The organism is Acidimicrobiales bacterium (assembly GCA_041394185.1).
GTDB lineage: Bacteria > Actinomycetota > Acidimicrobiia > Acidimicrobiales > Poriferisodalaceae > JAAETH01.
Window position 1 is genome coordinate 810,323 of record JAWKIQ010000003.1, and the last position, 12,971, is coordinate 823,293.

Consider the following 12,971-nt stretch of genomic DNA (forward strand, 5'->3'; position numbering starts at 1 on the left):
AGCCTCGCCGATCGAGGGCGCCGGCGCCAAGTGGCGGCTCGGGGACCCGCTAGATTCGCCGTCAGTTCAAGAGAGGTATGTGGTGACAGAGTTCGTGCGCCCGGTAGAGCTGATGACACCAGACAAGATCGTCCTCACCGGCTTCATGGGCACGGGCAAATCCACGGTGGGACGCCTGGTCGCCGAACGACTGGGATACGAATTCGTCGATACCGACCAGATGATCGAAGCCCTCCACGGGCCCATCACCGACATCTTCGAGCAGCGCGGCGAAGCCACATTTCGCAAGATCGAGCAACAGGTTGCATCCGAACTGGCCAAGCGATCGCGGCTGGTGGTGGCCACCGGAGGTCGCCTGATGCTCGACCCGCTGAACGTTGCGGCCTTGGCTCCGACATCGCGGATCTATTGCCTGAGCGCTTCGCCAGACGCCATCGCGGCCAGGGTCGCAGCCGACGGCTCCACCAGGCCACTTCTCTCGGGGACCGATTACGAAGCCCGCATCGCTCAACTGCTGACCGAAAGGGGCCCTCACTATCGGCGCTTCATCCAGATCGAAACGACCGGCCGGTCGGTCGAGCAGGTTTGCCAGTCGATCGTGGAGCTGGCCGCCGGGCCTTCGGCCGACCGTCTGATGATCAGGCCCGCAGGTCCCGCTGATGCCGAGGTGATTCACCAGTTCATCGTGGGCCTGGCCGTGTACGAACGCGAACCAGACGCCGTCGAAGCCACACCGGCGAGCCTGAGGACACAACTCGAGTCGCCCAGACCTCCATTCGAGTGCCTCATCGCCGAGTTCGGCACCGAGGCCCGCTCGACGCCCATCGGGTTTGCGCTGTTCTACCCGAGCTACTCGACCTGGAAGGGCAGGCCCGGGATATACCTCGAGGACCTGTTCGTCCTGCCCGAACATCGAGGCACCGGCGCAGGCAAGGCCTTGCTGTCGGCATTGGCCGAGATCACCGTCGAGCGCGACTACGGCCGACTCGAGTGGCAGGTGCTCGACTGGAACGAGCCATCGATCCGCTTCTACGAAGCTCTGGGCGCCGAGGTGATGCGCGAGTGGCTGCCATGCCGTGTTTCTGGGGGCCAGCTTCGTTCGCTGGCCGGGTACGACGAAAAAATCTGAGAAATCGGGTATCGCTGGGCATCGTCGGATCGTCTATTGGACATCGAGTCGTCGACACCCCGTCGAGGACGATCGAGGAGGATTGAGATGAAGGTCAATGAAGGCAGCGCAGATCGCATCGCTCGGGTGGTACTGGGAATCGTCCTGGCGATAGTCGGCTTCGCCGTTATCGGCGGCACGGGCGGAACGATCCTCGGAATCGTGGGCCTCGTTCCGTTGGCCACGGGTCTCGTAGGTTTCTGCCCGCTGTACACGATGCTGGGAATCAACACCGCCAAGGGCTCTTCCCAGTCCTGATGTCTACGTCGAGCGAACCGTCTGGCCAGCTCGACGACGGCCCTGTGGTCGTGTCGGCCTGGGCGCCGTGGTGCAACAACTGCAAGGCCATCGAACCCCTTGTGGCCGAGGTAGAACGTGACCACGCGGCCAGGCTGGTTCGGGTGCGCGTAGACGAATCGCCCGACCTGGTCGACCGATTCGGGCTGAAGTCGGTGCCGGTGCTGATCGCGCTGAACGACGGCCAAGAGACGGGTCGGCTGGTGGGGGTTCACACCACAAGCGCCATAGCGAGCCTCTTCGAGGCGGCAGCCGACCCCGCAAGCAAGGTCGACACTTCGCCGCCCGGGTCACTCACCGCCATTCGCGGCGCGGCAGGCGCCGCGCTGCTGGGCGCCGGAATCATCATGTCGACCGTGCCGCTGGTGGCCATCGGCGGCGCACTGTGTCTATGGGCACTGTCGGGCTTTGCCAGAGGCTGGCTGGGTTCTCGCCGGTGACTTTCGAAGCGCCAGAGCTGAGCGAGCATCTCGAGCCGTTGTACAGATATGCCCTCGGGGTGACGCGCGACCCCGATCTGGCCGCCGATGTCGTCCAAGACACCATCGTCAGAGCTCTCGAACGCCGGGCGCAGTATCGCTCGGACGCCCCCTTGGGCCATTGGCTGATGCGCATAGCCCACAACCTCATCATCGACAAGGGACGCAGGGCCGGCCGCGAGGTGCCCGCCGACGAGCTGTCGATCGAGTCGATCGAGCGGTCGTGGTCAGACGATGCGTACACGGTCGATGCGGCCGAAGTGGTCGAACGAGCCGCCACCAGAGCCGAGTTGCTGGACGCTTTGGTCCGGTTGCCGTTCATCTATCGCTCGGCCGTGGTACTTCACGACATCGAGGGGCTGCGCGTGGCCGACATAGCCGAGATCCAAGACGTGTCGCTACCAGCAGCAAAACAGAGGCTCAGACGCGGGCGTATGGCCATGGTGAGTGCTCTGGCCGCAGGCGCCGACCGCGACGCCGCCACCCGAGGAGTGCCCATGAACTGCTGGGACGCCAGAACCCACGTCAGCGACTACATGAACGGTGACCTCGACGCTGTCACCGCTGATCTGATCGAGTCGCACCTGAGGGTGTGCCCCACGTGTCCGCCCCTTTATGCGGCCTTGGTGGGCTTGCAGTCCGCCGTCGGCAAGCTCCGCGACCCCGACACCGTCATCGACCCTCAGACCGAAGAACGGATACGCACCCGGCTCCACGGCAAGGCCTGACCCTTGGCCTAGGCTCGCTGCCGATGACAGCAGTGACCAAGATCATGACCGTCGACCCGACCACGATCGAGCGCTCCGACCCGCTCTCCGATGCCATCCGAGCGCTCGAGTCGGCCCCGTATCACCACCTCGTCGTCACCGAGAACGACAAGCCCATCGGGATGCTGTCGACCACCGACATCGTCCGGTTGTTGCACGAGCTCGACATCGAATTCGATGGGCCGCTGCGCAACTCGATCGACGACTTCTACTCGATCGACGATGCCATGACCTCGAAGCTGCGATCGATCCCCTCGACGGCAACGGTCAAGGACGCTGCTGAAGTGTTGGCCCAGGGAGGTTTCCACTCCGTGGTTGTCCTCGATGGGGACGAGCTGGCAGGAATCGTCACCACAACCGATCTGGCGCGCTTCATCGTCTCCAGTTCCTAGCCCCGGCGACCCGCGGCTCGGGCCCGACCCCGATCCGCTGTGAGCGTCCCCTATGGTCGCGGCCCCTCCCCCCCTAATCCCCTAGGGGATCGCGCAGTGGCATCTGGGGTGCTCGAACGTGGATCGTCCCCGATGTACGGCTCCTCACTTCTTCATACGTTTATGTCACACACCACGAAGTGTTGGTGTGAACAACAAACGACACGGCGAACAGGGCCGGGAAAGAAGAAAGAGGAAGGAAAATGGCGGTTGACACCATGATCTTCGACAAGCTTTACAACATCATCTTCGGTGACCAGCAGCAGGCGTGGGCAGAGGCTGACGACGCAGGACGTCAGCAGATGCTCGAGGACGAGGGCCTCGACCAGCTGACCCCCGAGGACCTCCACGAGGCGGTCACCCTGATGAGCGAAGAGCTTCCTCCTGAGCAGGTGAGCCTGCTGGCTCCCTCCACGACCAGCGCCACCGCACAGGCTGCGGCCACCACGGCCCTGGCCGACCAGGACGTTTCCAACGCCGACACCACGGTGCAATCCGGCCCGGTCATCAACCAGGAGGTCGCCGGAGACACCACGGTCGCCGGCGGCAACGTGGGCGGCGTCAGCCAGGTCGATGCCAGCACAGCGGCTTCGCCGGTGACCAGCGGCCCTGTCTCTGCCCCAGCCCCAGCCCCGGCTCCGGCCCCGGCTGCGGCAGCCCCGACGCCTCCCCCCGCCCCACCTGTCGTCGAGGCGGCGACGCCGATCGAGGCGGTCACGCAGACCATCAACTACTACGTCACCAACGTCACGAACAACGTCGACCAGAGCACCACCAACAACATCGACGACCGCGACACCGAGATCGACAACAGCGTCGAGATCGAGGGTGACGTGTTCGCCGAAGAGTTCGAGATCGAGAACACCACCCAAACCGCAGGTGACGGATCGGTTCAGCTCGGCGAGGATGCCAATGTCACCGACTCTCAGATCGCCACGGACGGCGCAATCGCCGCCGACGGCTCGGTCGAGGGTGCGATCACCGGCGAGGTGACGGACTCGACTGTGGTCCAGGGCGATGTCAGCGGCGGCACCGTCACCGGCGACGTCGAGGGTGCCGTGCTGGGCGAGGGTGCCGAGGCAACTGGTCTGAACACTGGTGAGGTCGGCGGTGACATGATCACCAACACCGGCAGCGATGCCAACTTCGCCACAAACGGTTCGGAGATCAACGACCTCGACTCGGGCGGCGGCGACCTGGCCTTCGCCGACGACGGATCGGAGCTGACGCAGGTAGAGACCAGCGGTAGCGGCCCCACCACCGTGGGCGACGGCAACATCGTCGCCAATGGCGAGGGCGCTCAGGCAGCCGGCGGCGACGCCATCGACTCAGAGGGCAACGTCAACACCGGTGCCGGCAGCCAGACCAACCTGTCGATCGGCGACATCTCGAGCGGTGACGATCTGAACCTGAACCTTCAGGGCGATCAGACGGTGACCGATGTCGAAACGACCAACGAGGACAACGACACCACCACCACCACCATCGAGGACAACGACACCACCACGACCACCCTCGAAGACAACGACACCACCACGACCACCATCGAGGACAACGACACGATCATCGACACTGACACCGATATCTCGACAGATATCGAGACCGATATCGACACCACCGTCATCGAAGACTCGACCTTCGCAGACGACGGATCGGCGGTGTCTGACGACTTCGGCACCTCGACGGCACTCGAGGAATCCGAGATGGTCATCGACGACAGCGTCGACATCAGCGAAGACATGGACATGGACTGAGCTGGAATTAATCCCTAGCGAGGTACAGACTCGGGTCCTGGCCGCAAGGCCGGGGCCCGAGTCGGTTCATTGAACGGACCGGGTCCTCCTAGCAAGCCACCAAACGGACAGCCCAGTGAACACTCCACAGAAATCGACAAAGCGCAAGAGGGCCGAGGAGATCGTCGAGGCCGCCAAAGGGGCCGCATCGCGACTCGAGCGGGCCGACCTGCTGGCCCGGCTCGAGACCACTTCGGCACGGCTGGCCGAACCCGAGGTGACCGTTCTGGTCATCGGCGAGTTCAAGCAGGGCAAGTCCAGCTTGGTCAACGCCCTGATAAAGGCGCCGGTGTGCCCGGTCGACGACGACGTCGCCACGGCGGTGGCCACCGTCATCGGATACGCAGACCACTCGAGGGCGTCGATCTCGTGCGAACCGCTCGACGATTCCGGCGAAGAGCAGCACTATGAGATCAAGGTCGCCGACGCCGGCGGCTTCGTGGTCTCGGGGCGCATCGCAGGCACCAACCAGAAGGTGAACACCGTCGAGGTCAGGATTCCCCGCAAGATTTTGAGGGCCGGCCTCAGGGTCGTCGACACCCCAGGCGTCGGGGGCCTCGAATCCGCTCACGGCAAGGCCACCATGGGCGCCCTGTCGATGACCGATGCGGTCATCTTCGTCACCGACAGTTCGCAGGAGCTGACGGCCAGCGAACTCGAGTTCTTGAAGACCGCCCACCAGAGGTGCCCAAACGTCATCTGTGCCATGAGCAAGATCGACATCTACCCCCGCTGGTCGAAGATCATGGAACTGAACCAGGGCCACCTGGCCGACGCCGGCCTCGAGATCGAGATATTCCCGATCGCTTCGCCACTGCGTACCCGGGCCCTCGAGCTCAACGACGCCGCGCTGCACGACGAGAGCGGCTTTCCGGCCCTGATGGAGCGCATCGAACAAGAGATCCTGTCCTCGGCCGAGGCCATCCACGTGGGCATGGCGATGAAGGACGTGCGAGCGGTCGCCGACCAGCTCCTCGAGACCGAAACCACCAAACGCGAAGCCATTGCCGACCCTGCCACCAGAGAGGCACTGCTGGCCCGAGCCCACGAGGCCAGAGACCGCGCTGAGGGCATGAAGTTGGCGGCGACTCGGTGGCAGGTCGTACTGAACGACGGCTTCGCCGACCTGACCTCCAACACCGACCACGACCTCAAGCAACGCACTCGGGCCCTGATAGCCGAGGTAGAGGACCTGATCGACGAGAACGACCCCGCAAAGATCGGAGACGAACTGTTTCCGATGGTCGAAGAACGGCTGATGGCCGACATCGCCGAGAACTACTACCTGCTGCGCCAAGACGCCGTAGACCTGTCGAAGCGGGTTCTCGAGGTCTTCGAGATCGACTCCAACCTGGCCGACATCCAGGTGGCTTCGCCATCGGATTTGCTGGAAGACCGCCAGCGACTCGATGTCGAGCTGAGCGAAGCCCCGTCGTACGCCCAGTCGCTCCTCACCGGCATGCGCGGAAGCTACGGCGGCATGCTGATGTTCGGCATGCTCGGCGGGCTGGTGGGCCTGGCCACCTTCGGGCCCGTCACCTTGGCCATCGGTGGCTTCATGGGCCGCAAAGCGGCCAAAGAGGAACGACAACGCCAGCTGACACTTCGCCGCCAACAGGCCAAGATCGGCATCAAGAAGTACATCGACGAGGTCGTGTTCAGCGTCTCGAAGCACAGCCGGGACACGCTGCGCCAGATTCAGCGAGACCTGCGCGACAGCAACCTCGAGCGGGCCAAGGAGTTGTCGACGACCGCCGCCGAATCGATGAAGGCGGCTCAGGTTGCGCTGAAGACCGACGAGGCAGAGCGCAACGCCGAGGTCAAGACACTCGATGCTTCGATCGACCAGCTCCAGCGAATACTGAAGGCCTCGGTGGAGGTGATGGACCAGTGACTCCACTCGACCATCAGATCGAGCATCTGTCGCAGCTCGCTTCCCAGGCTCTGGCCGGAACGTCAGCGCAGGCTTCTGTCGATGAAGCGCGCCGGCGTCTATACGAGCCCCTGCGCGTCGCCATCGCCGGCAAGGTGAAGGCTGGCAAGTCGACGCTGTTGAACGCCCTGGTCAGCGAGCGATTGGCCCCGACCGACGCCGGCGAGTGCACAAAGATCGTCACGTGGTACCGCGACGGCTCGACCTATCGGGTCACCATGCATCCGCGTGCCGGCGACCCGCGACAGCTGCCATTCGCCCGCGAGGAAGGCTCGCTGAACATCGACCTCAAGGGCATGCCGACCGCAGACGTCGATCACCTCGAGGTCGAGTGGCCATCGTCGGCGTTGGCAGACATGACGCTGATCGACACGCCAGGCATCGACTCGATCAGCACCCATCTGTCCGATCGCACCCACGAGTTCTTGAACCCCGACGACGGATCGAGCCCCACCGACGCAGTGCTGTATTTGATGCGGCACCTGCACGCCAGCGACGTGCGGTTCCTCGAGTCGTTCCATGACCAGGAGGCGTCGCGACCCAGCGCGATCAACTCGATCGGCATCTTGTCGCGGGCCGACGAGATCGGTGTCGGGCGCATCGACGCCCTCGGCTCGGCCCGGCGCATCGCCCAGAGATACGGCTCGGATCCGAAGATCCGCCGCCTGTGTCAGACAGTGCTGCCCGTAGCGGGTCTGCTCGCCGAGACGGCCACGACGCTGCGCCAGGACGAATTCAGGCTGTTGCGCATCCTGGCCGAGGCCGAGCGTGCCGAGGTCGATGCCCTGACGCTCACCGTCGACCGGTTTGCCAACGCAGAGACCGACCTGTCGATTGCGCCAATCGAAAGGGCCGAGCTGCTCGATCGGTTCGGCATCTTCGGTATCCGCTTGTCCAACGCACTGCTTCGCCAGGGTCGCGCCACGACCAGCACCGAACTGGCGAAGGTGCTCATCGACCGAAGCGGCCTGGGCGAGCTGAGAGCAACACTTCACAGCCACCTTGCAGCCCGCAGCGACATTCTGAGGGCCAGGTCGGCCCTTCTGGCACTGGACCGCATCGTCTCGGGGGTCGACGGTATCGACACGAGAGATTTCGACGTCGAACTCGAGCGCATCACGTCGAGTGTTCACGAGTTCGCAGAGGTGCAGCTGCTCAACGGGTTGCGGTCTGGATACGTCACGCTCTCGGAGTCCGATGTGCAGCGCGCCGAGCGGCTGTTGGGCGCGGCGGGTGGTCTTGCCCACCAGCGCCTCGATGCCGATGAGTCGACCACCGCGGCCGAGCTGGGTCGTTTGGCGTTGGATCAACACAGCTACTGGCAGCGCCTCTCCGAGAACCCGCTGATGTCGCGCGACGCCGCTGACGCCGCCAGGGTGCTGACCCGCACCTGTGAAGGCCTCATAGCCGCCAGCCACGCTGCCCGGGTGTAGCCCGACCGGCTAGGCCGGCGCTGGTTCGAGTTCGGCTCTGATCAGCTCGAGCATCTCCGCCCTGGAGTCGACCCCCAGGCGCTGCCGTATCCGCGCCACGTGATGCTCGACCGTTTTGGGCGAGATGAACAACTTGGCGCCCACCTGTTTGTAGGTCTGACCATCGCTGATCAACTGGGCCACCTCGAGCTCGCGCTCGGAGAGCTTGGCCGACAGCGGTGCATGACCGACCTCGCTGACCTTCAGATCGGCCCTCATCTCCCGCGCCGCTGCCAGCAGGCTCTTGGCCGCCACCTGGTCGTCGATGTGCATGGCTGCCGCGCCGACGATGCGGGTGGCCTCCCATCGAAACCCCAGAGACCGCAACTTCTGTCCGGCAACGGTGACCGCTTCTGCGTCGACATCGCGTGCCAGCGATCGACACCATGCCTGCATAGCCGAGACAAGGTCGCCCAAGCGTCCGCCCACGTCGGCGAACTCGGCGATGCGGCTCGACAGCGACTCGGCTTCATGCCTGCGGTCGGCTGCGACGGCGACCTGCAGGTCGATCCAAGCCGTGAGGATCCGAACCGGTCGCTGCACACAAAGCGCCAGCGAACGATCGCGAGCCACACGTGCCGAATCGACCACGTCGGCATCTCCGAGCCGGGAGGCGCACACCATCGCCTCGCCATAGGCGACCAACCCCAAGAGGTCTGGAGGCTGCAACAACACCTCGTGCAGGTAAGGACGCAGCTGGTGAAGCCTGCCCAGGTCGTTTGCGCGCCTTGCAGCACCAGACGCGGCCGCCACCGCCACGAGGCGGTCGCTCGGCCCCAGGCTGTCCCAGTCGGCATGAGGGTCGACGGAGGTCTCGATCGAGCCCGACAACACAGAGATCAGCTCGCTTCGCAACACCCTGCTGCGGCGAACGGCATCGGTGCGAGACGGTGCGGCCAGCGCGCGGTCGCAGACCAGACGGGCGAATCCCAGATCGGCCAGGTACACGCCCAGCCAGGTGGTGAAGCACGTGGCCGAGAACGGAAGCCTCTGATCGCGCAGTACCGCCAACTCGAGCGAGCTGGCATCGGATGCCGACGCCAGCGACGCGACGAGATCGTCCACTCCCAGCAGGCACAGTGACACCGCTACCAGCCGTGCCACCTCAGACTGAGGGTCGGCCTTGGGACGAGACTGCATCCCCTCGGTGACTATGTCGCAGTCGTCGTCGAGCAGGCCTGCAATCACCCGACACAAACCTGCCGACATGCGAGCCACCTCGCGCGTTTCAGGGTCGTCGCCGCTGGATACGATCTGTTCGAGGGCCCCTATGGCCTGCGACGGACGCCTGGCATCGACGTATGCGCCAGCCACCGCAAAGAGCTGATCAACCATGCCCGGCTGTCCGAGCACCGGCTCGGCGGCGCGGATTGCGTCGAGCGGGCGGCCCAGCCTTGCGCTGACGATGATACGTCTGGCGGCAACAGCACTGCGGTGGGCACCCGCCGATTCGGCTCGCTCGAGCCAGCCATCGGCCAAATCAGGAGCCACGTCGGCCAAATCATCACACGCGGCCAGATAGACCCGGATGGCCTCGTCCGAGTGGTCACCGCCGGCGAGCAAGTGTTCGGCCCTGCCGACGACGGCGTCGGCGCGGTCGGCGAGTGCCGCAGCGACGGCCAGGTGATAGCGGCTGCGCTCGGTGGGAGCCTGCAACTCGGGTACGACCTCGGCCACCAGCGGCACCGGCTCGGCGCTGTCGCCGTCGAGCAGGCCCTCGTCGTCGATCTCGTGCATGGCCTGGCCCAGGGCGCGGTGGTCTGTTACCGACTCGAGCTGGGCCACGAGCGGCTCGTCGGGTGAAGCACCAAAGCACATCGCCAGCAACACCTCGCGGGCCGCCGCCGGCAACAGGGCAACCCGCGACCGGACACCCTCGACCACATGCGGAGGTGGCGCCGACCCGGCGACCCAAGCCTCATAGGCGCTGCGCTCCACCGAGCACGAGTCGGCCAACAGGTCGATCAGACCAACCACGCCACCACACATCGCAGTGGCGTGATCTATGGCTATCGGTCCCAGCTCTCCGATCGGCCCGACGCCCACCCGACTGCGTGACGATTCCTCGTCGAGATGGCCCAACACCACCGCGGGATGGTCGAAGGTGAGGATCGAGTCGAGGTGGGCCAGGTGTTCGCGGTCCAAACGGGGCCGGTGACCCACCAACATTCGCAGCCCGAACGATTCACGTGCGTCTGCCACCGCGGCCAACAGTTCCAACGAGGCTGTGTCGAGCCACTGCGCGTCGTCGATCACCAGCAGACCACCGTCTTGGAGCCCCTCGAGCAGCGCCCGCCGAGCCTTCAGCTTCACCAGCCGGGTGGCGTCGACGAGCAGTTCCTCGAGCACATCATCGGACAGCAACGACTCGATGGACGAGAAGGGTTCACTGGATCCGAGACGGCGACCCCTGATCCATCGGGTGGCGCTCACATCTGCGAGACCCGACGCAATGGTCGCCAGGGCAGCCGTCTTTCCGGCTCCCCCCTTGCCAACCACGACCCAGCCGCTGCGGCCGGGTGCATGCAGGCGCTCTTGGTCGAGCAATTCACGCATCGTGGCGATCTTCGCGCACAACCATTAACTCCGCACGCGCAAAGTGGCGGTGCGGAGTCTCAGCGTCATCCGCGAAGCAGGTCGTCTGGGATGTCGAGGCAGTCGAAATGCTCTGGGTCGAGCACGCCATGCGCCGAGTCTGTGGGCGTCACGCAAAGCTGAGTCGCGTCCGCCGGCAGGCTGGCCATCGCCACCGGAGTGCCCGCCGTTCGGAACGGAATGTCCTGGGTGAGCTGCCAGAAGCCCTGAACGCTCTCGCCCCACTGGGCGAAGTTGGTGCCGACCTGAGCAGCATCGAACACGTTGTAATAGAAGTGCACGTGGATGTTGCTGGTGTCTGGGGTGAAGTTGTGGGCCGTCCATTCGACCACCAACTCACCATCGACCACTTCGAAGTCGTCGATGGTGGCACAAAAGCCGTTGCACACGAACGGTGGCTCGGTCGTGGTCGAGGTGGTGGGCCTTGCGGTCGTGGTGGTCGCCTCGGTGGTGGTCGAGGCTTGCGTAGTTGTGGTTGCCGGTTCCTCGGTAGTGGTCGTGGCATCGGCCTCGGTCGTCGATGACTCTTCTGTGGTGGAGGCGCCACCCGCGACGATGTCGGGGTCGTCGTCGCCACCACCGCCGAACACGACGATTGCACCCACGATCAGCAACACGACAGCGGCCGCGATGCCGACGAGGAGACCCTTGTTCATACCCCCACCACCCGACGATGCCGCCTGCACACCCAACGGCTGGGGCGCCGGTTCGCGGTCGGGGCCAGGCGTCGGCGGCTGGGCCGGTGGCGGCGTGCCACCCGTCGAGCCGCCAGCAGCGGACGCCTCGGTAGGCGCGATGGTCTCTCGGATGGGTGCCGGGGCGGCCTGCGAGGTCTGGGCTGCAGGCGCGGCTTCGACAACGGCAGCTGCAGATGCAGCCGACTGCGCCGCGCCCGACTCCTCTGGAGTATCGAGCGCCTTGGCTGCCGACGCTGCCGCCTCGGTGACGGGGTGAGTGGCGCCTTCTTCGGCCGCGGCCATCGATGCGCCCAGAGCGATCGAGTGTTTGGGGTGCGCATCGACCGCGACCGGTCGGCCCAATTCGCCTCCGACCATCTGGCCGATCAGCGGGATGCGGCTGCTGCCGCCCACGAGCAGGACCATGTCGACCTGATCCATCTCGAGGTCAGCGCTGCGTACGGCACGGCGCATAGCCGCGATCGCATCGGCCAGACTGGGCCGGATCAGCTGCTCGAACTCGGATCGGGTGATGCGGATGTCGGTCTGGATGTTTGGCAGCACCACCGGGATGGTGGCCTCGGTGTCGCCAGACAGGGCTTCCTTTGCGTCGACACACTCGGCTCGCAAGCGCGCCACCGCGGCAACCGCTGCGGGGTCGGACGGGTCGAGATCTTGCATCGCCCCACCCAGCGAGCGGGTTACGAACCCGAACACCGCCTCGTCGAAGTCGATGCCGCCAAGACGTTCGATGCCTTCGGGGCGACCGAGGAACTCGAACCCGGTCTGGTTCTTGCGGAGGGTGGCAGCGTCGAAAGTGCCGCCGCCCAGATCGAAAACGGCCACGACCATGCCGGGCTCGATGCGCTCGAGGGTGGCGTAATGAACTGCGGCTGCCTCGGGTTCGGTGAGCGTCACGACGTCTTCGAGGTTTGCCATGCGCACGGCCTGCTGGAGCAGGTCGAGCTTGTACGGACCCCAGTTGGCGGGGTGGGTCACCGCGACCCTGCTGGGATGTGACCCTTCGCGCTCGCTGACCCGCTCGATCACCCAGCTCAGCAGCTTGGCCGAAAGGGCCTCGGCTGAATAGGGCGAACCGCCGAGCAGGATGGGCGTTGGATCACCGATGCGACGCTTGAACTCGCGGGCTACCCGGTTGGGCTCGGTAACGCCGCGTCGGTTGGCCGCCTCGCCGGTGAGGATCGTTCCGTCTTCTCCCAGGAAGATCACGGAAGGAATCGTCGAACTGCGATTCCCGAGCTCGAAAATGTCTGTGCGGCCGTCCCTGTGGATGGCGGCAGCCGTATACGTCGTGCCCAGATCGACACCCAGTTGGTACGTCACCGAACGCTCCTTGCC

The 12,971-nt window shown here is 65.1% G+C and carries 10 protein-coding genes; 8 read left to right on the top strand and 2 right to left on the bottom strand.

All coding sequences use genetic code 11. The features are described 5' to 3' along the window. Nucleotides 1–82 precede the first annotated feature (82 nt). The 8 genes from R2770_17315 (at nucleotide 83) to R2770_17350 (ending at nucleotide 8,301) form a co-directional block, all read left to right on the top strand. Nucleotides 83–1,129, top strand: coding sequence for a GNAT family N-acetyltransferase (locus R2770_17315; protein MEZ5282223.1), 1,047 nt, complete (start codon nucleotides 83–85; stop codon nucleotides 1,127–1,129). A gap of 87 nt (nucleotides 1,130–1,216) precedes the next feature. Next, nucleotides 1,217–1,426: a DUF2892 domain-containing protein gene (locus R2770_17320; protein MEZ5282224.1), complete on the top strand. Its 210-nt coding sequence runs from the start codon at nucleotides 1,217–1,219 to the stop codon at nucleotides 1,424–1,426. Further along, entirely contained in the window at nucleotides 1,426–1,905 is a 480-nt protein-coding gene (locus R2770_17325) for a thioredoxin family protein (GenBank protein MEZ5282225.1), read from the top strand. The genes R2770_17320 and R2770_17325 overlap by 1 nt, the downstream gene beginning before the upstream one ends. Then, on the top strand, nucleotides 1,902–2,672 hold the full coding sequence (locus R2770_17330; GenBank protein ID MEZ5282226.1) for a sigma-70 family RNA polymerase sigma factor: 771 nt from the start codon (nucleotides 1,902–1,904) through the stop codon (nucleotides 2,670–2,672). The genes R2770_17325 and R2770_17330 overlap by 4 nt, the downstream gene beginning before the upstream one ends. A 23-nt stretch (nucleotides 2,673–2,695) precedes the next feature. Beyond that, entirely contained in the window at nucleotides 2,696–3,103 is a 408-nt protein-coding gene (locus R2770_17335) for a CBS domain-containing protein (GenBank protein MEZ5282227.1), read from the top strand. A gap of 242 nt (nucleotides 3,104–3,345) precedes the next feature. Further along, on the top strand, nucleotides 3,346–4,896 hold the full coding sequence (locus R2770_17340; protein MEZ5282228.1) for a hypothetical protein: 1,551 nt from the start codon (nucleotides 3,346–3,348) through the stop codon (nucleotides 4,894–4,896). Between the two features lie 115 nt (nucleotides 4,897–5,011). Next, the gene (locus R2770_17345) at nucleotides 5,012–6,829 is read left to right on the top strand and encodes a dynamin family protein (protein MEZ5282229.1); all 1,818 of its coding nucleotides are present in this window, start codon (nucleotides 5,012–5,014) and stop codon (nucleotides 6,827–6,829) included. Beyond that, on the top strand, nucleotides 6,826–8,301 hold the full coding sequence (locus tag R2770_17350; GenBank protein ID MEZ5282230.1) for a dynamin family protein: 1,476 nt from the start codon (nucleotides 6,826–6,828) through the stop codon (nucleotides 8,299–8,301). Before R2770_17345 ends, R2770_17350 begins: the two co-directional genes overlap by 4 nt. 9 nt (nucleotides 8,302–8,310) lie before the next feature. Here the strand turns inward: R2770_17350 and R2770_17355 are convergent, their stop codons facing one another. Together R2770_17355 and R2770_17360 are read right to left on the bottom strand one after the other, a co-directional pair. Then, nucleotides 8,311–10,896, bottom strand: coding sequence for a LuxR C-terminal-related transcriptional regulator (locus tag R2770_17355; protein MEZ5282231.1), 2,586 nt, complete (start codon nucleotides 10,894–10,896; stop codon nucleotides 8,311–8,313). A 65-nt stretch (nucleotides 10,897–10,961) separates the two neighbouring features. Further along, nucleotides 10,962–12,956: an Hsp70 family protein gene (locus tag R2770_17360; protein ID MEZ5282232.1), complete on the bottom strand. Its 1,995-nt coding sequence runs from the start codon at nucleotides 12,954–12,956 to the stop codon at nucleotides 10,962–10,964. Between the last annotated feature and the right edge of the window lie 15 nt (nucleotides 12,957–12,971).

Coding starts and splice junctions, on each gene's coding strand:
- R2770_17320 (MEZ5282224.1), top strand. CDS start 1,217: ATGAAGGTCAATGAAGGCAGCGCAGATCGCATCGCTCGGGTGGTACTG.
- R2770_17325 (MEZ5282225.1), top strand. CDS start 1,426: ATGTCTACGTCGAGCGAACCGTCTGGCCAGCTCGACGACGGCCCTGTG.
- R2770_17335 (MEZ5282227.1), top strand. CDS start 2,696: ATGACAGCAGTGACCAAGATCATGACCGTCGACCCGACCACGATCGAG.
- R2770_17340 (MEZ5282228.1), top strand. CDS start 3,346: ATGGCGGTTGACACCATGATCTTCGACAAGCTTTACAACATCATCTTC.
- R2770_17355 (MEZ5282231.1), bottom strand. CDS start 10,896: ATGCGTGAATTGCTCGACCAAGAGCGCCTGCATGCACCCGGCCGCAGC.